This window comes from Paraburkholderia phenoliruptrix (assembly GCF_019511605.1).
Taxonomy (GTDB): Bacteria; Pseudomonadota; Gammaproteobacteria; order Burkholderiales; family Burkholderiaceae; genus Paraburkholderia; species Paraburkholderia phenoliruptrix_A.
Genome location: NZ_JAEUAV010000002.1, coordinates 239,728 through 258,415, shown reverse-complemented (window position 1 = coordinate 258,415; position 18,688 = coordinate 239,728). Strand labels below are relative to the sequence as shown.

The 18,688-nt window shown below is 61.0% G+C and carries 16 protein-coding genes; 6 read left to right on the top strand and 10 right to left on the bottom strand.

Translation table 11 applies throughout. From position 1 onward, the window contains the following. Positions 1-96 precede the first annotated feature (96 nt). Positions 97-1,866: a SulP family inorganic anion transporter gene (locus tag JNB89_RS04800; RefSeq protein WP_220361460.1), complete on the top strand. Its 1,770-nt coding sequence runs from the start codon at positions 97-99 to the stop codon at positions 1,864-1,866. A gap of 12 nt (positions 1,867-1,878) precedes the next feature. Here the strand turns inward: JNB89_RS04800 and JNB89_RS04795 are convergent, their stop codons facing one another. Then, positions 1,879-2,496, bottom strand: coding sequence for a TetR/AcrR family transcriptional regulator (locus tag JNB89_RS04795; RefSeq protein ID WP_041729646.1), 618 nt, complete (start codon positions 2,494-2,496; stop codon positions 1,879-1,881). A gap of 112 nt (positions 2,497-2,608) precedes the next feature. Here JNB89_RS04795 and JNB89_RS04790 point away from each other — a divergent pair, with 112 nt between their 5' ends. Next, a complete protein-coding gene (locus tag JNB89_RS04790; RefSeq protein WP_041729645.1) occupies positions 2,609-3,769 on the top strand; it encodes an MBL fold metallo-hydrolase in 1,161 nt (386 codons plus the stop codon). 21 nt (positions 3,770-3,790) lie between these two features. On the opposite strand, the gene JNB89_RS04785 is transcribed toward JNB89_RS04790, so the two are convergent. From JNB89_RS04785 to JNB89_RS04775, 3 genes are all read right to left on the bottom strand, one after another. Next, on the bottom strand, positions 3,791-4,876 hold the full coding sequence (locus JNB89_RS04785; RefSeq protein WP_220361458.1) for a porin: 1,086 nt from the start codon (positions 4,874-4,876) through the stop codon (positions 3,791-3,793). Positions 4,877-5,027: 151 nt separating this feature from the next. Further along, on the bottom strand, positions 5,028-6,341 hold the full coding sequence (locus JNB89_RS04780; RefSeq protein WP_220361457.1) for a dicarboxylate/amino acid:cation symporter: 1,314 nt from the start codon (positions 6,339-6,341) through the stop codon (positions 5,028-5,030). 145 nt (positions 6,342-6,486) lie between these two features. Next, entirely contained in the window at positions 6,487-7,356 is an 870-nt protein-coding gene (locus JNB89_RS04775) for an amidohydrolase family protein (protein WP_220361456.1), read from the bottom strand. Between the two features lie 152 nt (positions 7,357-7,508). Here JNB89_RS04775 and JNB89_RS04770 point away from each other — a divergent pair, with 152 nt between their 5' ends. Together JNB89_RS04770 and JNB89_RS04765 are read left to right on the top strand one after the other, a co-directional pair. After that, positions 7,509-8,438 (top strand): LysR family transcriptional regulator, encoded by a 930-nt coding sequence (locus JNB89_RS04770; RefSeq protein ID WP_220361455.1) that lies wholly within the window; start codon positions 7,509-7,511, stop codon positions 8,436-8,438. 327 nt (positions 8,439-8,765) lie between these two features. Further along, on the top strand, positions 8,766-9,494 hold the full coding sequence (locus JNB89_RS04765; protein WP_220361454.1) for an OmpW/AlkL family protein: 729 nt from the start codon (positions 8,766-8,768) through the stop codon (positions 9,492-9,494). 21 nt (positions 9,495-9,515) lie between these two features. On the opposite strand, the gene JNB89_RS04760 is transcribed toward JNB89_RS04765, so the two are convergent. Then, positions 9,516-9,734 (bottom strand): hypothetical protein, encoded by a 219-nt coding sequence (locus tag JNB89_RS04760; RefSeq protein WP_223216697.1) that lies wholly within the window; start codon positions 9,732-9,734, stop codon positions 9,516-9,518. A 329-nt stretch (positions 9,735-10,063) separates the two neighbouring features. Between JNB89_RS04760 and JNB89_RS04755 the strand changes: the two genes are divergently transcribed. Continuing rightward, a complete protein-coding gene (locus tag JNB89_RS04755) occupies positions 10,064-11,074 on the top strand; it encodes a DUF2891 domain-containing protein (protein WP_220361453.1) in 1,011 nt (336 codons plus the stop codon). 51 nt (positions 11,075-11,125) lie between these two features. On the opposite strand, the gene JNB89_RS04750 is transcribed toward JNB89_RS04755, so the two are convergent. After that, positions 11,126-11,551 carry a PRC-barrel domain-containing protein gene (locus JNB89_RS04750; protein ID WP_013342800.1) on the bottom strand — a complete coding sequence of 142 codons (426 nt, stop codon included), beginning with the start codon at positions 11,549-11,551 and terminating at the stop codon, positions 11,126-11,128. Positions 11,552-11,744: 193 nt separating this feature from the next. Between JNB89_RS04750 and JNB89_RS04745 the strand changes: the two genes are divergently transcribed. Next, entirely contained in the window at positions 11,745-14,111 is a 2,367-nt protein-coding gene (locus tag JNB89_RS04745) for a DNA polymerase II (RefSeq protein ID WP_220361452.1), read from the top strand. 44 nt (positions 14,112-14,155) lie between these two features. On the opposite strand, the gene JNB89_RS04740 is transcribed toward JNB89_RS04745, so the two are convergent. The 4 genes from JNB89_RS04740 to JNB89_RS04725 form a co-directional block, all read right to left on the bottom strand. Continuing rightward, positions 14,156-15,673, bottom strand: coding sequence for an alkaline phosphatase family protein (locus tag JNB89_RS04740; protein ID WP_220361451.1), 1,518 nt, complete (start codon positions 15,671-15,673; stop codon positions 14,156-14,158). A 179-nt stretch (positions 15,674-15,852) separates the two neighbouring features. Then, positions 15,853-17,196: an MFS transporter gene (locus JNB89_RS04735; RefSeq protein ID WP_220361450.1), complete on the bottom strand. Its 1,344-nt coding sequence runs from the start codon at positions 17,194-17,196 to the stop codon at positions 15,853-15,855. A gap of 109 nt (positions 17,197-17,305) precedes the next feature. After that, the gene (locus JNB89_RS04730) at positions 17,306-17,665 is read right to left on the bottom strand and encodes a protocatechuate 3,4-dioxygenase subunit alpha (RefSeq protein ID WP_013342796.1); all 360 of its coding nucleotides are present in this window, start codon (positions 17,663-17,665) and stop codon (positions 17,306-17,308) included. Next, positions 17,662-18,507, bottom strand: coding sequence for a gallate dioxygenase (locus tag JNB89_RS04725; protein ID WP_220361449.1), 846 nt, complete (start codon positions 18,505-18,507; stop codon positions 17,662-17,664). Before JNB89_RS04725 ends, JNB89_RS04730 begins: the two co-directional genes overlap by 4 nt. Between the last annotated feature and the right edge of the window lie 181 nt (positions 18,508-18,688).

The following is an 18,688-nucleotide window of genomic DNA, read 5'->3' as shown; positions in this document are numbered from 1 at the left end:
ACGCATGCATGACTTGCGCCCGTTTTGACGTTGCCGCGACGCGGCCACACAATAGACAAGCGAATGACCGTCCCCGCAAGGTGATTCAACGTGCAAATGGGCAAATCTCACGCGGACACGAGTTCAACGCCGCATCGTGCGAGCGCAGCTGGGTGGCTCGCGCGCCGCATTCCCGCTCTGACGTGGATGCGGGACTATCCGCTCGCCTCGTTGCCGCACGACGCCCTGGCGGGCCTCACGCTTAGCGCGGTTCTCGTCCCGGCTGGGATGGCCTATGCAGAAGCTGCCGGCATGCCCTCCGTCGCGGGCCTGTATGCGTCGCTTGCCGCACTCGTTGCCTATGCATTGTTCGGGCCGAGCCGCATTCTCGTGGTGGGCCCGGATTCGGCGCTGGTTGCGCTGATTCTCGCCGCCGCGATTCCGCTCGCCCCGCATGGCGGCCCCCAGGCAGTCATGCTGGCGGGCGCGCTTGCACTGCTGTCCGGCCTGCTTTGCGCCGCCGTGGGTCTGCTCAAGCTGGGCTTTATTGCCGACCTTCTTTCAACTCCGATACGCCACGGCTATCTGAACGGCATCATGCTGACTATCATAATTAGTCAGTTACCCAAACTATTGGGTTTTCCGGTGAAGGGCGAATCGTTCCTCGTCCAGGTGCAGGAACTGGTGCGCGGCGTACTCGCCGGCCGCATCAACGGCACGGCGCTCGCCATCGGCGCCGGCTCGCTTGCCGTCATTCTTGCCTGTCGACGCTGGGCGCCCAGAGTGCCGGGCGTCCTGATCGCGGTGGCGCTCGCAACTCTCGTTGTATCGTGGGCTAATCTTGCGCCGCGCGCGGGCCTTGCAGTCGTCGGCAACGTGCCGCGCGGCCTGCCCGCCCCTCTATTTCCGATACTCGCATTGCGTGAATGGCTCGCGCTCGGCACGACCGCATTGGCCATCGCGCTCGTCACGCTCACCGACGTCAGCATGTTGTCGCAAACCTACGGACTGCGCGGCGGCCGGCAAATCGACCGCGATCAGGAATGTTTCGCTATCGGCGTCGCAAACGTGGCCGCGGCGCTGTTCCAGGGCTTTCCCGTCAGCGCAAGCGGATCGCGTACGCCGGTCGCGGAGGCCGCCGGAGCAAAGACGCAACTCACTGGACTCGTGGCCGCGGCGATTGTGGCAGCGCTTCTGCTGTTCGCACCGCAGGCGCTGCATGACACGCCGCAAGCCGCACTTGCCGCTGTCGTGATAGCGGCTTCGCTGGGCCTGCTGGAAACGCGTGGCATGCTGAGGCTCTACCGGCTGCGGCGCAGCGAATTCGTGCAGGCGCTGGTCTGTTTTCTCGGCGTCGTGCTGTCGGGCGTCGTGGCAGGCGTGGGAATCGCTTTGGCGCTCGCCGTTCTGATGTTTCTCTGGCGTGCGTGGCGGCCCTATGCCGCGGTGCTGGGGCGAGTCGACGGCGTAAAGGGCTATCACGACATATCGCGGCATCCCGACGCGCGGCGTGTGCCTGGCCTCGTGCTGTTGCGTTGGGATGCACCGCTCTTCTTCGCCAACGCACAGATCTTTCGCGAGCGCGTACAACAGGCAATCGACACGGCGCCCGGGCCCACACGCCGGATTGTGATTGCCGCGGAGCCCGTGACCGACATCGACATTACCGCTGCCGACATGCTCACCGAGCTCATCGAGCACCTGGACGCGCTGCATATTCAGCTCTGCTTCGCGGAATTGAAAGGACCAGTGAAGGACAGCCTCAAGCGTTATGGCATTTTCGAGCGCATCGGCGAGCACTCTTTCATGCCGACGGTAGGACGCGCGGTGAGCGATTATGTGCAAACGTATCGCGTCGAGTGGCACGATTGGGAAGACGACGCCTAAGCGCGCCGCTCCTCACGCATAGCGCGCCAGAAACATATCGGCGGCGGAATCGGCGATGGCCTGCTGCTGCGTTTCACCGAGCGGCGGCTGTCCCATCGTCACCTGCGGCCAGAACGCAAACGCCTTGACGAGCCCCTGCAACTGGTGCGCTGCAAACACTGGGTCCGCAATCCGCAGACGTTTGTCCGCCACGGCTGCGCGTATCCACACGGTCAGGTCTTCCTCGCGTTCGCCCAGACGCGCGACCATGTCGCGCGCGCGTTCAGGCGAATGAATGCCTGCAGCAATCGCAACGCGCGCCAGCGCCAGAAACGCTTCGTCGTTCAGAAGCCGCAATTTGCGCATCAGGAGTTCGATTAGTTGCTCACGCAACGGTACCGCCGCACGATAGACGACAGTTTCGCCGGCCTGGCTCGCGTCCCACAACTGCCGCAGTATTTCGGCAAACAACGCCTCCTTGCTCGGGAAATGGTTGTAGACGGTGCGCTTCGAGACCTTCGCGCGCGCGGCGATGCGGTCCATGCTGGTGCCGTCGAAACCGGCCGCGAGAAACTCCTCGATGGCAGCGGAGATGACGGCCTCGCGCTTGCGGTCGGTCAGGCGCTGATGAGCGGCGGGTGCGGCGGACATCACAGGGGCGGCGGGGGTGGCGGTCGGATGCATGCCCGAATTTTACACCGGACAGTTTACTTTTCGAGATAATAAAGTACACTGCATGGTCTACTTTCAAACGGACGCGCACATGGCACCGTTTTTCGACTTCATCGGGCGTACCTTGGGTTTCGCTGCCGCACGGCGCGGGCGCGAACTCTCTGGCCAGTCGACGCAGCACGACGGCGAGCGTTTTCGCAACGTCAAGCCGCGTCCCGTCGAACCGTTCGGCAAGACCCTGCGCATTGCGTGGAATGTGTTGCTCAACAAGCCGTCCGGCACGGTTCCGACGGGCGCGTTGCCCGTAGACACACTCACGCGCGACGATCTCCTGGCGGCGCCGGACCGCAGCCTTTACCGGCTCGGACACTCTACGGTGCTGCTCAAGTTGCGCGGCGAGTTCTGGCTGACCGATCCCGTCTTCGCAGAACGCGCTTCGCCGTTCCGGCGCGTCGGTCCAAAGCGCTTTCACGCGCCGCCCATCGCACTCGCAGACCTGCCGCCGCTTGCCGGTGTGCTTCTTTCGCACGATCACTACGATCATCTCGACCGCGAAACAGTGCTTGCGCTGGCGAGCACGACCAGCCTCTTTGTCACGCCGCTAGGCGTCGGCGACCGCCTGATCGAGTGGGGTATCGAAGCAAGCAGCGTACGGCAGCTCGACTGGTGGCAAAGCGTGGAGGTCGGCGGTCTGTCATTCACGGCGACGCCGGCGCAGCATTTCTCGGGGCGTAGCCTGTTCGACGGCAACAGCACATTGTGGGCATCGTGGGTGATCGCCGACGACGACTTGCGTGTGTTCTTCAGTGGCGACACTGGCTACTTCGAGGGCTTCAGGACGATCGGCGAGCGTCTTGGACCGTTCGACGTGGCCCTCGTCGAAACCGGTGCGTACGACGCGCAATGGCCGTACGTTCATATGCACCCCGAAGAAACCGTCCAGGCACATGTCGATCTGCGCGGCCGCTGGCTGGTGCCAATTCACAACGGTACGTTCGACCTGGCAATGCACAGGTGGTACGAGCCGTTCGAGCGAGTGCTGGGACTCGCCGCGGCGCGCGGCGTCGCGCTGTCGACACCCCGCATGGGCGAGAGGCTCGACCTCGCTGCGCCGCATCGTGGCGAGCGGTGGTGGCGCAATGTGATGGACGTGGTCGAGGCACCCGAAGTATCGCGAGGCGTGTTCGCGCGTATTGCGCGTATTTTTTCATGCAACGACGCGGCGCGAGTCAATTCCAGAAACAATGCATGAGGCGGCCCGCTCCCGGCTGGCTTAGAACGTGTGCTGCATTCCCACGCCATACGTGCTGCCCGACGGATTGGCCGTGAGCTTGTCGTAGGAATACACGGTGTACACGAAAGTGCGTTTCGAGAGAATGTACTCGTAGGCGAGGCTCGCCGTATTGCGTACGTTGCTGCGGTCGAGCGGCGCGCTGTGTTTGGTGCGCGCCCACTCGGCGAGAATCACGTTGGACGGCGTGAGCGGAACCGAAACGCCCAGTTCATACGTGTGCGAGCCGGTTTCGACGTTATTGTTGCTGGTCATTTGCGCGGCGCCGTACACCTTCATGAACTTCGCGTCATAAGCGGCGCCGGCCAGATAAAGATACTGGCCGCTCGAGGGCGCCACCGCCGCAGTGCGAACACGTTGCGCGGAAAACACCGCGGTAAGCGGGCCTTTCGCATACGTCAAATGGAGACCGACGTTGTCGCGTCCCTGATGCCCCGTCGTGCTGCTCACGCTGTAGATCGCGGTGCCGGTCAGTCCGCCGTAGTTCGGCGATACATATTCGATTGCGTTTTGCCAAACGGTGTCGCCAATCACCGTGTTGCTGTAGCTCGCCGTGTATGACTGCACGATCAATGGCGAGAAGACCACCGAAGATCCAAACGGATTCACCAGTTGCTGGTTGATATACGTCGGGTTGGTCTGCTCGCCGAACTTGAACGTTCCATATGCGCCGGTCAGTCCTACATAGGCGTTGCGGGAAAATAGCCCGTCGGTCGTATTGCGCCCCATCTGTCCGCTATTCGGCCGGAAGAAGCTTTCGAGGCTGAAGATCACCGCATTGCCGCCGCCAATATCCTCGCGACCGCGAATTCCCCAGAACGACGTGGTCATTCCGCCACCGCCCATTTGCACGGTACTGGAGCGCGTGGTGCTGAGTTTCGCGCTGTCGATGTACATGCCGATCAGGCCGTACATTTGCACCGACGAAGACGACATCGTTGCAGCCCCCGCCGTGGCTTGCGAAGAATCGGCGTGCGCTGCACCGCTCGCCGCTGTGAATAGAGCCGTCGCAACGCATGCTGTGTGAAAGGGCGTCCCGCGGCGCGTGCTATTTGTTTTTCTCGACATCACTCGTTGTCTCCAGACCGGTTTCCATAATTTTTTTGGGCGCAAGCGTCCCTGCCGCGTGCGCGAATGCGCACGGGTCAGCAAGACACCTGGATAGCTATTGCAGCCAGATCGTCAGTCGATGTGGCCAAACACGTGTTGCAGCCCGCGATCAGGCGCGCGGTAAATCCGCGCGTTGCCGGGCCATGCGGTCATTCAGCCTGGTTCTGTCAAGCTCGTGTTCCCACGCGGAAACGACGAGCGTCGCGACGCCGTTGCCAATGGTGTTCGCGATTGCGAGGCCGGTACCCATGAAACGGTGAATACCGAGAATCAGCACCATGCCGGACACTGGAATCAGCGGAAAAACCAGCAATGTAGACGTCAGCATTACAAACGCCGCGCCGGCCACGCCGCTCGCGCCCTTCGACGTGAGCATCGCCACGCCGACCAGCGTGAGTTGCTGCGTGAGACTCAGTTCGATGTTGAATGCCTGAGCGATGAACAGCACGGCCATCGTCAGGTAGATGTTCGTACCGTCGAGATTGAATGAGTAGCCAGCTGGAATGACGAGTCCGACAACCGATTTTGAGCAGCCCAGACGCTCGAGTTTTTCGAGCATCTGGGGAAGCGCGGCCTCCGAAGAACTGGTGCCCAGCACAATCAGAATCTCTTCGCGGATATAGCTCATGAAGCGCAAGATGCTGAAGCCGAGCACGCGTGCGATGGCCCCGAGCACGACAATCACGAACACCAGCAGCGTGGCGTAGAACGCCCCAATCAGTTTCAGCAGCGGCACGACTGCGCCGATTCCGTAAGTGCCGATCGTGAAAGCGATCGAGCCGAAGGCACCGATTGCCGCCACCTTCATGATGATGTGCACGATACCGAAAAACGTATGCGCAAAGTAATCGATCATCGCGATGAGCGGACGGCCGCGCTCTCCGGTCGCGGCCAGTGCAGCGCCGAACAGCACGGACACGAGGAGTATCTGCAGTACATTGCCCGAAGCAAACGCGCCCGTTATGGTGTCGGGAATGATATGCATCAGGAATTCGACCGTATTCTGGTGCTGCGCGGCACTCGTGTAGCCGGCCAGCGCTTTCGTGTCGATGCTGACCGGGTTCAGATTGAAGCCGCTGCCCGGATGGAAGATATGCCCTGCCACCAGCCCGATGACGAGTGAAAGCGTCGACACGATCTCGAAGTACAGCAGCGCCTTGCCGCCTACTCGCCCAACTTTCTTCATGTCGCCCATTCCGGCAATGCCGGTGACGACGGTGCAGAAAATGATTGGGCCAATTACCATTTTGATGAGCTTGATGAACGCGTCGCCAAGCGGCTTCATCTTCACTGCGAGCGACGGCGCAAAATGCCCCAGCAGTACGCCGATGATGATGGCCACGAATACGTGGAAATACAGCGTTCGGTAAAAGGGCTTTCGTACGCCGGACGCGGGCGAGGTCATGAGGGCACTCTCGCTCATGAAGCCGCTCCTCGCCGATTAAAACGGCTTTCATTTCTGGTCATCTTTGTCTCCATCCAAAATAGTGAGCGGAAAGTCGTCACTCGGACCGCTTTCCGCACGTCTGCCATCTTATGGCGGCAGTTCAGAACCATTGCGGGTGCAACTATGCGGGAAAGCCGTAAAGCCGCGTGGGATTCGTCACCAGCAGCTTTTCGCGCAATGCTTGATCCGGGCAGAAGCGCAACAGCAGATCGACGAGTTCGCCGTCGTTCGGCATGTCCTTGCTGATGTTCGGATGCGGCCAGTCCGTGCCCCACAGCACGCGATCCGGCGCGGCTTCGATCAGCGCCTGCGCGAACGGAATCGCATCGTCGAAAGGCCGGCGGCCCGCCGAAACGCGCTCCGAACCGCATACTTTGACCCATGCGAGCGGATTGCGCATGAGTTCCAGCAGTTGGCGAAACGGCTGTTGACCGAGTCCGCCTTCGGCCCGCACGCGTCCCATGTGATCGATCACGAACGGCACCTTGATGCGCTCGATCCGCTGCGCGTATTGCAGAATGTCTTGCGCGTCCAGATGCAGCACCACATGCCAGCCAAGCCGCTCGATGCGCTCGAGTACACGGTCGAACACGTCGAGGTCCGGCGCACCACCCAGATGCGCAACAAAGTTGAAGCGCACCCCGCGCACGCCACGCGCGTCGAGATCCGCGAGTTGCGCGTCGGTCACATCGTCGTCCACTATCGCGACGCCGCGGTAGCGGCCGTTACTTCGAGCGATAGCGTCGAGCATCGCGCTGTTGTCGGTGCCATGACAGCTCGCCTGCACGATCACGCCGCGGCTCACGCCAAGAAACTCGTGCAGTGCACGCAATTGCTCGAAAGGCGCGTCAGGCGGCGTATAGCTGCGATCCGGCGCATACGGAAACGTATCGGCAGGACCGAAAACGTGGCAATGCGCGTCGCAAGCACCTGCGGGCAACGGCTCTTTTGGGCGGACGGGATGGGGATCGGGCGGCAAACAGGATTTCATCAGAGCTTTGTCTCTATCTTGGTCGCCGCGTGGCGCGGCTATGTATGTAAGCGGGAGTAATAAGCTGGAGTAAGCGGATTGTGGCGGCGTACATCGCTCGCTACAATCGCTATACCAAACTAGCTGATATGTGAATTACACATACCTCGCCCATGGACCTCAAGCAGTTGGAAGCGTTTGTGCATGTCGCCGAGCTCGGCAGCTTCACGCGCGCAGCTATTACGCTCGACACCAACCAGCCCGCTCTCAGCAGGCTCGTGCGGCAGCTCGAAGTGGAATTGCGCCACACCTTGCTCGAGCGCAACGGCCGCGGCGTCACCCTCACACCTGCGGGGCAGCGCATGCTGGCCCATTCGAAGGGTATCCTCTCGCAGGTGCAGCGCGCGTCGCAAGATCTCGACGAATTGCGCGGCACCGTAGGCGGCCATTTTTGCATTGGCATTACACCGAGCTTCGCGAAGGTCGCAACCAATGAACTCGTGCGCAGTTTCCGCACGTCGTTTCCTGGTGCGACCATTTCCGTTGCAGAGGGACTGTCGACCTATCTGATCGAATGGCTGATGATGGGCCGCGTCGACGTCGCGGTTCTTTACGACACCTTCGACACGCCACTAATCGACAAACGCACGGTGTTTACCGAAGAACTTTTCCTGATCGGCGCGGACGATGGTAAAAGAGACGCAAAGCTGGCACGCGAACCGGTGAGAACAATCGCCCTGCGCGACATTCCTCGCTATCCACTGGTGATTCCCGGCCGCATGCACGCCATTCGTCGCATGCTCGAGTCCGTTGCGGCCGAACAAGGCGTGCGGCTCAATATCGAACTCGAAGTCGATGCGGTGTCGTCGATTCTCGACCTGGTTAGCGAGGGCATCGGCTACGCGGTGCTGCCGCTGAACGCAACCGTCAGCGATGCGCTCAAGCGGCGCTTTCAGGTGATCCGCATTACCGAGCCCACTCTGTTTAGCCGGCTGGCCATCGCCACGAGCAGCAAGCACACGCTCTCACAACTTGCGGTCCAGGCCATTGCCATGCTCGAGGAGCGCGCGCTACCTCTCTATAGCGCAGTGCGCCGCAAGTAAGGAAAGAGAAGGCAATAGAACCGCAAGGCATTGCTCTTGCGCTTGCGCAGCGGGTTTGCGGCGAGGTTTAATAGTCCGGCGTCATCGTGGTTTCATTTCACACGACGGCGCATTCTCTCTTTCGAAAAGGCAACCGGAAGCCCACTCTCACGAGTGGGCTTTTGGCTTTTTGGCTTTGTTTTTTTCTTTCTGCTTGCCAACGCTCGCGGCAAATCCTTACCAGATTACAGAGGCAAAGCTCAATAGCGCACGCGACAAACCGCACGACCGTACGCATAGAATCGTCCGTGACGACTCACCCATAACAGAGAAGAGAAGGAGACAAGAATGAAGCACACACGCGTACTCGCCTTGGCCGCTGCACTATTCGCAGGTTCAGCCGCGCACGCGCAAAGCGCCGGCGATTTCATGCTGAACGCCGGCTGGTTTCATCTCGGGCCACAAGACTCGAGCAAGCCGCTAACGGTCAACGCGTTAGGTACGAGCGCCACTAAAGCAGGTACTGGCGCAACTGTCGACGATTCGGACACGTTCGGCCTGACCGTCACATATTTCCTGACGGATCACATTGCCACCACGGCGGTGCTCGGCATTCCGCCCAAGTTCAACCTGACGGGTACGGGTTCTCTTGCGGCGTTGGGACAGATCGGCTCCGCCTACGAATGGAGTCCGACATTACTGATGAAGTACTACTTCAACGATGCCCAGAGCCGTTTCCGTCCATACCTTGGCGCAGGTGCGTCCTATGTCTGGTATAGCGGAGTGAAACTGAGTTCGGCTGTATCGAGCGGCAGCTTCCTCTATTCATCGACGTATGGCACGGCGCTGCAAGGCACCACCACCGCCAGACTTGGCAGTTCGTTTGCCCCGGTGATCAACGCGGGCTTTTCGTACAACATCGACAAACACTGGTCGGTCGACCTCTCGCTGTCGTACATGTGGCTCTCCACGCGTGCAACGTTGACCACGAAGTCCTCGGTTGGCACCGTAACGAGCACCACCAAGCTGAAGCTCAACCCGATTATTTCATTTGCGTCTGTCGGATATCGCTTTTGAGGCTGCCACCGTGCCGAAGCCCTAATCGGTGACTACAACCGCAATGGCTTTTGCGTGCGTCAATTCAAATGTACTGAGCCGGCCTGCGCGAACGTCGAGTACGAGGCGGTCAATCAACTCGACTTCGTGCTGGTGCTCGATATCGGCGGTCGTTGCCGACGCAATCTTGTCGAGGCACACGCGCCGCCGCGCCAGCAGGAAATTGACGGCGCTGGCACGCCGCATAAAGAACTGCTCCATTCTCGTGTCATCAGTGCAAAGACGTATTGCCGGTAGCGGAGCGAGAACATAGCACGCGCGAACGGACCGCCGCAACCGCGCCAAGAACCGGAAAGAAATCCGCCGCGCCTGGCGATTTCTCCTGCCCAGATGATAAGGGCGTCGACCGCAGCTTTAGCCGCAATTACATGCCGTTCGCATCAGCAGGCGCTGACATCACGGCATTCCCGCGGCCACGCCCGCAATACGTTTAGTGCATTTCCCCGCGCACGACCCTCGAACCTTTGCTATTGCCCGCCGCCAATACGATACTAATGGCCTGTTCGTATTCCGCTTTCGAGGAACCGCCCATGACCGCCCTGCTCACTCGCGAATTCGCTTCGAAATTCGCCAACCTCGCGCTCGCTCACCTCACGCGCGAGTACCCGAACAAACTCACGCATGCGCTGGCGGGTCCGCAAGACGTGCAGAGCCCGCGTGCATTGCATCCGATTTTTTACGGCAGCTATGACTGGCACTCGTGCGTGCATGGCTACTGGCTGGTTCTTCATCTTATCGAGCGTTTCCCTGACTTGCCGGAAGCTGCGCGTATTGTGGACGTAGTCGACGAGCATTTCACGGCGGCAAACGTTGCAGGCGAGCGCGCCTATCTCGAGCTGCCGCACAACCTGGGCTTCGAGCGGCCCTATGGCTGGGCGTGGCTTCTCGCGCTCGGTGCGCAACTGCATTCGCTCAAGCTCTCGGACGCCGCGCGCTGGTCGAAGACGTTCGAGCCGCTTACCGAAATCTTTGTGGAGCGCTTCGAAGCGTTCTTGCCCAAAGCCACTTATCCGCTGCGCGTGGGTACGCATTTCAACATGGCCTTCGCGCTAGCGCTTACGCTGGACTTCGCGCGGCAAACCTCGCGCGGCTCGCTGGAGGCGCTGGTGGTCAGCACCGCCGAGCGCTGGTTTTTACATGACGTGGGATGCCAGGCATGGGAGCCCGCCGGCGACGAATTCCTCTCGCCCTCGCTAATGGAAGCCGAATTGATGCGCCGCGTGTTGCCGCCCGCGCAATTCGTCGACTGGTTTGGGCGCTTTTTGCCCGACCTCGGTGCAAAAAAACCCGCGACGCTTTTCGAGCCGGTGACGGTCACGGACCGCACCGACGGCAAGATTGCCCACCTCGACGGTCTTAATCTGAGCCGCGCCTGGTGCCAGCGCTCGCTGGCCCGCGCGCTGCCTGCGGGCGACATTCGCCGCACCGTGCTGCTCGAGTCCGCGGAGCGCCATCTGCAAAGTGCGCTGCCGCATGTGGCAGGAGACTACATGGGCGAGCATTGGCTTGGCACCTTCGCCACGCTCGCCCTAGAGGCCTGAAACGGCGATCAGGCCGGTAACACTATCGGCCTGCCCGCAAGCCTGAATCGATCACTGCGCCGACAGCTTCTTCGGCTTCGCCGGCGTTTGCACCTTGTTGTACTGGAACTCCGGCGTGGCCTTCAATGCTGCCTTGGTCGCACCCGCCAGATAGAAATTGCCCGAACGAATGTCCAGCGCTGCGATTGGCACGGCTACGTCATGCGAGGCAACGCCGAGAAAACCGCCCGCGGCGACAATTGCTGCCGACAGCGAGCCGTCCGGTGCCACCACCAGATCGCGAATTGCACCGATCTTCTCGTTCTGATCGTTGTATACGGCCTTGCCGAGAATGCTCTTCTTGACGCTCCAGCCGCTCAGCAACGCATTGGATTGCTCGACCGTCACACTGAGAGGCTGCGTGCCCGCGACTTGCGCGTGTGCGCTGAAGCTCGCTGCGGCCACTGCGGCAGTCACTAGAAGTTTGCCCAACGTCATCTGATTTACTCCTCTTTTATTGAAAGACTGACCGGCGCACGAGCGCGCCGAAACAGGCGCTGCCAAATCATCATACCGGGTACGCCGCACGGCTGCATGCCCGGTGACATGAGCGCCGCGCGACGCTTAATGCGCAGGACGGTAAAATCGGCTCAGGCGGCGACACGCCTTTCACAGGTTCAAAGGTGGTGGTTTGACAGAGCTCGAGCAGGGTTTCATCTTGACGCGGCATTGGCGGGATACGCCTGCCGGTACTGAAGTCGATTTCTGGCTGGCAACGGATGCCGGGCCCCGTCACATCCGTTTGCGCCATCAGACATCGGTTGCGTTTATTCCGGCTGAACAGCGCGAACGCGCGGAGAACATTTTGCGCCGTGAGGCGCCGCTCGATCTGCGTCCGCTCGAATTGCGGGACTTTCACCATCGGCCCGTAATGGGACTGTATTGTCCGCAATACCGCCAGCTAACCGGCTTCGAAAAACGCCTGAAACAAGGCGGCGTGCAAGTGTATGAAGCCGACATCTTTCCGCCCGAGCGCTACATGATGGAGCGCTTCATCACGGCGCCCGTCTGGTTCGGCGGCGAGTTGCAGAGCGACGGCACGCTCGCGAATGGCGAACTGAAGCCTGCGGCGGACTATCGCCCGTCATTGAAGCTGGTATCGCTCGACATAGAAACGAGCGCTCACGCCGAACTCTATTCAATTGCACTGGAAGGTTGCGGCCAGCGCCAGGTGTATATGCTCGGCCCGCCGAACCGCGAGGCGGGCAACCTCGACTTCGACCTTGAATACTGTGAAACGCGGGCCGAAATGCTCGAAAGACTCAACACGTGGATGGAGCGGCACGATCCCGATGCGATTATCGGATGGAACCTCGTGCAGTTCGATTTGCGCGTGTTGCAGCAGCACGCCGAACAATACCGCATACCGTTGCGGCTCGGACGCGGCGGTGCACAGATGGAGTGGCGCGAACACGGCCTGAAGCAGAACCATTATTTTGCGGGCGCCGCGGGACGGCTGATTATCGACGGCATAGAAGCGCTGCGCTCGGCGACGTGGAGCTTTCCCTCGTTCAGCCTCGAGCATGTGTCGCAAGCCGTATTGGGCGAAGGCAAGTCCATCGACAATCCGTATCAGCGCATGGATGAAATCCAGCGCCGCTTCGACGAAGACAAGCCCGCACTCGCTCAATACAACCTGAAGGACTGCGAGCTCGTCACACGCATCTTCGCGAAGACAGAACTGCTGCCTTTTCTGCTGGAACGCGCCACCGTGACCGGCCTGCCTGCGGATCGCAGCGGCGGTTCGGTCGCCGCGTTCACGCACCTGTACATGCCGCGCATGCATCGGCAAGGTTATGTCGCACCGAATGTCGGCGACGTGGCCGGCGCCGCGAGCCCCGGCGGTTTCGTCATGGACTCGCGCCCGGGCCTTTACGATTCCGTGCTGGTGCTGGATTACAAGAGTCTGTATCCGTCGATCATTCGCACGTTCCTGATCGACCCTGTCGGGCTGGTGGAAGGCATGCTGAATCCAGGCGACGATCAGTCCGTAGCCGGTTTTCTCGGCGCGCGTTTTTCACGCAAGAACCATTGTCTGCCCTCGATTGTGGGGCAGGTCTGGCAAGGCCGGGAAACGGCGAAGCGCGAGCACAACAAGCCGCTTTCGCAGGCGCTGAAAATTATCATGAATGCGTTCTACGGCGTGCTGGGTTCGACCGGTTGCCGCTTTTTCGACCCGCGTCTTGCCTCGTCGATTACGATGCGCGGCCACGAAATCATGCACCGCACGCGAGAGCTGATTCAGGCAGAAGGTTATGAAGTGATCTATGGCGACACGGACTCGACCTTCGTCTGGCTCAGGCACGCACATGATGAGGACGAAGCGGGCCGCATCGGACGCGCACTCGTCGACCATATCAACGCCTGGTGGCGGCAGGATCTACAACGGCGCTTCGGGCTAGAAAGCGCACTCGAATTGCAATTTGAGCGGCATTACCGCCGTTTCTTCATGCCGACAATTCGCGGCGCGGAAGAAGGCAGCAAGAAGCGCTATGCCGGACTCAGCGTGTCGCCAGACGGCGCTCAGGAGATCGTCTATAAAGGGCTGGAGACGGTGCGCACGGACTGGACCCCGCTTGCGCAGCGCTTTCAGCAGGAGCTTTACAGGCGCATCTTCACGCAGCAGCCCTATCAGGACTACGTACGCGACTACGTGCGCGATACGCTCGCCGGCAAGCTCGACGATCAGCTCGTGTATCGCAAACGCCTGCGCAGACCGCTTGGCGACTATGAACGCAACGTGCCGCCCCACGTGCGCGCCGCACGCGTGGCCGACGAATTCAACCGCCGGCAAGGGCGGCCGCTGCAATACCAGAACGGCGGCTGGATCAGCTACGTGATGACAGTTGCCGGACCCGAGCCGCTCGAAACACTGCGCTCCGCAATCGACTACGAACACTACCTGACGCGTCAATTGCAACCCGTGGCGGACGCAATCTTGCCGCTGCTGCGCGACGACTTCACGCGGCTCGTGTCGGGTCAAAAACAACTGTTCTGACGCGACGCGAGCAGCGGCAAGTAACTCTTCTCACTTGCAACTAATTACTGCGGCGCCGGAAAGCCGAGCGCGTCCGCTTTAGTGCGCAGTTCCGCGAAACGGCCGCCTGGTGCACTGATTGCGGTATTCGGCACCACCTGGCTTTTGTCCAGTTGCGCGATGCCGCTCGCACCCGAAGTCGCCGTCGAGATGTTCGAGCACGCGGAGCCGAACGTACCCTGCGTCACCGCGATGGCCGGCGCGTCGGTGCGCGCGGCGGCAGTAAAGTCGAGCGCGTAGGCCATATTGAAAGTGGTCGACGCGCTCGCTCGCACGCCAAGCGGATCGAGACCAAAGCGCCATGCGAGCAACTGGTGAATCGAACTGGGATCGAACGGATAACGCGATACGTAGTTTGCGCGCACGCGCGGCCCGAGCAACATGCAGGGCACCCGGAAACCAAGCCGTCCGTCGTTGCCGAGGGCGGCCTCGGCACTGGAGACCGGCTTGACGGGCGGCGCGACATGTTCCATGAAACCGCCCCACTCGTCATACACAATGATCATCAGCGTCCTGCTCCAGTTGGGGCTCGTGCGCAATGCGTCGTAAATCTGGCCGAGTAGTACCTGGCCGTTGCGCACGTCCGCATGGGGATGATCGTCGTTCGAGGTGCCCTGTGCTTCTCCGCCAAAGCTCGGGTCGACCATGCAGAACGAAGGCAAGGTGCCCGCTGCCGCGTCGGAGAGAAAGTCGGAAAAGAGTTTGGAGCGGCCCACGTACCGCGTGCCGTAGAGCGCGGTAAACGGCACGTCGTGGAAGTAGTAAGTGGACGAGATGTTTTTCGCGTCGAGGCGGTCCCAGATGGTCGGCAGCGACGAAGTGTCGAGCGTGTCCGACAGGCGGTCCGTTTCCCCGCTATGCAGATACACGCGGTTTGGATAAGTGTCGGCAAGAATGCCGCTCATGTAGTAGTCGCACACGGTGTACTGCGTGACCGCGCCACGATAGAAGTCGAGGTCCGCCGACTGGAAATAGCCGATAGGCAGCAGATCGCCACGCGTGAGACTCGTGGCCGGCGTCAGCAAGAAACCGTTCATCGCACCATTGGCGAGATGCACGCGGCCTGCATCGTATGAATGATTGGGGTCAGCGAACGAGCATGCCTGGTAGCCGTACGCGGGGTTCGTGGCGAGTGCGAACGGCGCATGCATTTCGCCGAATGCGTCTTTGAAAGTTCGGCCGGCGACTGCGGTTTCGGCGTTCGGAACCCAGCCCATCAAATGATCGAACGAGCGGTTTTCCATCGTGACCAGCACGACATGGTCGATGCCGGAGGTGGCCGGGTCGGGCAACGCGGGGCGCGGGAGATTCGCACGGTCGGGCGGGATCGTGCCCACGGGCTGCGAGCCGCCCGAGCTTGAGCCGCTGTTGCCGCCGCTGTTGCCGCCGCTGTTGCCGCCTCCACCGCCGCCGCAGGCCGACAGTGCAATTGAGCCCGCAAGCGCGGCAAGAACCTTGCGCCGGCCGGGATCAGCCGGCTCAGGTGGAACCGCTGGAGTCGGAGTGGTGGGCCTGTTCGTCATGATCGTCTCCCTTTGTTAGTTGCTTTGTATATAAGCGAATACGCGTCGCAACTAGTTGCCGCGAGGCGGATTCGTGCAACCGGGGAGCAATTATTGTTCCGCGAAAAAAAAGAAAGGCTGACTCGACACCAGCCCCAGACGAAAGCCGCGGGCTCTCGCACGACACCGCAAGAACGGAGCTATGCGTCTGCGACTGGACTCGTGATAAAGCGCAATGCAAGCCGGTTCATCACAATCGCCACAGCCGCGATGAGGGCGGGAATCGCCAGCACGGAAAACACGACCTGGAAGCTGAATCCGAGCGACAGCAACGCGCCCCCGACTAGCGAGCCGAGAATGCCGCCAAGGCGCCCGAAGCCGAGCATCCAGCTCACTCCCGTCGCGCGTGCCCGGGTCGGATAACAGCTGGGCGCCAATGCGTTCAGCCCCGTCTGCGCGCCGCTCATGAAAAATCCCGCACACGTGACGAGAACCGGCAGCAGGCTCGACTTCAGCGTGCCCATGCCAAGTGCGAAGATAAACACACCGCCCAGCAGATACGCGGCGCCGATCACGCCGTTGCGGTCGAGCCGGTCCATTGCGAAGCCAACGGCCACTGCGCCGATCGTGCCGCCCAACTGGAACATGCCGGTAATGGCGGCCGCGCGTTCGACAGGCAAGCCGGCATCCTTGATAAGCGTCGGCAGCCAGCCCGTCAGCAGATAGATAATCAGCAGGCCCATGAAGTACGTGAGCCACAGCATCAATGTGCTGAATGCGTAACCGTCGGCGAACAGCATACGCACCGGCGCCTTCGCAACGACTACCGGTTCCGGCGACGTGAAGCGAACGTCCTTGTCGAAGGCGTGCGCGCAGACACGGCCAAGCGTCGCCGCAATCCGTTCGGTCGGCAGCTTGCGCACCAGCATCAGACGTGCGGATTCCGGCAGCAGCCACACAAGCAACGGCACGCTCACGAGCGGCAGGATGCCGCCGAACATGAATACCGCGCGCCAGCCGAAATGAGGAATCAGCGATGCGGCAACGAAACCGCCCGCACCGGAGCCGAAGTTAAAACCGGTAAACATGATGGTGAGCAACAGCGAACGGCTGCGCGAGGGCACATATTCGGACAACAGCGTCGTCGAATTTGGCATGGCGGCGCCAAGGCCGAGCCCGGTCAGGAAACGCAATACGACCAGCTGCAGCGGAGATTCGGCAAACGCACAGAGCAGGCTGAACAGACCGAAGCAGAACACCGAAGCGATAAGCACCTTCTTGCGACCGATGCGATCGGCAATCGGACCGGCCGCCAATGCGCCGACCGCGAGGCCGACCATTGCAGCGCTCATGACGGGGCCAAATGCAGCACGGCTCACATTCCAGTCATGCATGATGACGGGCGCGACAAAGCCCATCACGGCCGTATCCAGGCCGTCCATCATGACGATCAAAAAGCAGAGAATAAGGACAAGCCATTGGTAGGGCGACATTTTGCGCGCGTCGATAAACGCCTTGATGTCGACCGAGTCAGCAGATTTCATGCGTGTCTCCGAAGAAAATAGTTTCCCGTCCCGGCTTTCCGTGGAAGCCGGGTTTTGTTCTGGTATCCGAATCAAATGCCGCTGTCGTGCGGCGGCAGAGCCGCGCGCGTTAAACCGCTTCCGGCACTTTGCGCGTTTTCAGAAACGCTTCGAGGGTTTCGCCGCGCATGCTTGCGTACATACCCAGATTGGTGATCTTGACGACGCGCGCGAATTTTTCGAGCACGAAGAAACAGACGCCGTAGCGGATCAGGCCGATCCAGTCGGCGTTATCGACGAGCGTGCGCTCTTCTGGCGTGAGACGTGCCGCGTCGTAGGCTGCCGCGCGGTTCTCCAGCCACAGGGTGCGCGCGGGCGCTTCGCGCATCTGCCAGAAGAAGCGGTTCAGCCGCATCGCCTTCATGCTCTGGCGAATGTCGAAGGGATACGTACCGGTCAATTCTTCGACGCCTTGCAGTTGCGGATTCATTGCGCCACCTCGTCTTCGTAGATCGTGACCGCCATTGCGGTGCTGGTGGCGAGGTAATAATTGCGATGCAGTTCGCGCACCTTCGGGCCCAGCGCGCCGCGCATGGCGAGCCACATGATCGTTTCGACGCTTTCCGCGCCGCCTAGCCGCACGTAGTCGACGTGCTTCATTGCGGCAAGACGCTGCGGATCGTGAATGATCAGATCCAGGAACTCCATGTCCCACTCGGTGTTGTTAAAGCCGCTGCGCTCGCCGTGCACCTGGTGCGACAGACCGCCGGTGCCCACTACCACGACGTCGAGCTCCTCCTCGAAAGATTCGATCGCGCGGCGCAGCGCCTGCCCGAGGCGAAAGCAGCGGTTCGCGGTCGGCAGCGGATACTGCAATACGTTGACCTCTATCGGCACGAGCGCAAGCGGCCAGCCAGCGGCATGCGGCAACATCAGCGACAGTGGCGAATTGCAGCCGTGATCGAGCGGACGGTCCTGGAAGATCGTGAGGTCGAATTCGTCGTTGACGAGCTGCTCGGCAATATGAATCGCGAGATCCGGGTGGCCCGCAATGTCAGGAAGCGGACGCTTACCCGCGCCTTCGTCCGCGAATTCATGACTGGCCGATACGCCCAGCGCGAACGTGGGATAGCAGTCGAAGAAGAAGCTATTCGCGTGGTCGTTGTAGAACATCACCATTGCGTCCGGCTTGCGTTCGGCGAGCCAGCTCGCCACCGGCTCATAGCCCCTGAAAAGCGGCGCCCACGCGGGATCGTTCTGCTTGCCCTTGTCGTACGCCATGCCGATGGTCGGCACATGAGATGTGCCGATGCCGCCAATGATCCTTGCCATTTCGTGTCGTCCGTTACTTCCAGTTGCGCCGCGCGGCGCGTCGATCGGATAGGTTGCCGGACCGTTGATCGTTGTCCACACAACCGCCTTGGGATACAAAGTAGGGATTTTGGCGGTTTTGCGAAAGTACGGGTAAACGCGTTGTGAAACTGGAATCGGCGTCTCTTACTCCGTTAATACT

Coding starts and splice junctions, on each gene's coding strand:
- JNB89_RS04775 (WP_220361456.1), bottom strand. CDS start 7,356: ATGAAATCCTGTTTGCCGCCCGATCCCCATCCCGTCCGCCCAAAAGAG.
- JNB89_RS04785 (WP_220361458.1), bottom strand. CDS start 4,876: ATGTCGAGAAAAACAAATAGCACGCGCCGCGGGACGCCCTTTCACACA.
- JNB89_RS04740 (WP_220361451.1), bottom strand. CDS start 15,673: ATGACGAACAGGCCCACCACTCCGACTCCAGCGGTTCCACCTGAGCCG.
- JNB89_RS04725 (WP_220361449.1), bottom strand. CDS start 18,507: ATGGCAAGGATCATTGGCGGCATCGGCACATCTCATGTGCCGACCATC.
- JNB89_RS04800 (WP_220361460.1), top strand. CDS start 97: ATGGGCAAATCTCACGCGGACACGAGTTCAACGCCGCATCGTGCGAGC.
- JNB89_RS04735 (WP_220361450.1), bottom strand. CDS start 17,196: ATGAAATCTGCTGACTCGGTCGACATCAAGGCGTTTATCGACGCGCGC.
- JNB89_RS04770 (WP_220361455.1), top strand. CDS start 7,509: ATGGACCTCAAGCAGTTGGAAGCGTTTGTGCATGTCGCCGAGCTCGGC.
- JNB89_RS04765 (WP_220361454.1), top strand. CDS start 8,766: ATGAAGCACACACGCGTACTCGCCTTGGCCGCTGCACTATTCGCAGGT.
- JNB89_RS04760 (WP_223216697.1), bottom strand. CDS start 9,734: ATGGAGCAGTTCTTTATGCGGCGTGCCAGCGCCGTCAATTTCCTGCTG.
- JNB89_RS04730 (WP_013342796.1), bottom strand. CDS start 17,665: ATGAATCCGCAACTGCAAGGCGTCGAAGAATTGACCGGTACGTATCCC.
- JNB89_RS04755 (WP_220361453.1), top strand. CDS start 10,064: ATGACCGCCCTGCTCACTCGCGAATTCGCTTCGAAATTCGCCAACCTC.
- JNB89_RS04780 (WP_220361457.1), bottom strand. CDS start 6,341: ATGAGCGAGAGTGCCCTCATGACCTCGCCCGCGTCCGGCGTACGAAAG.
- JNB89_RS04790 (WP_041729645.1), top strand. CDS start 2,609: ATGGCACCGTTTTTCGACTTCATCGGGCGTACCTTGGGTTTCGCTGCC.
- JNB89_RS04750 (WP_013342800.1), bottom strand. CDS start 11,551: ATGACGTTGGGCAAACTTCTAGTGACTGCCGCAGTGGCCGCAGCGAGC.
- JNB89_RS04795 (WP_041729646.1), bottom strand. CDS start 2,496: ATGTCCGCCGCACCCGCCGCTCATCAGCGCCTGACCGACCGCAAGCGC.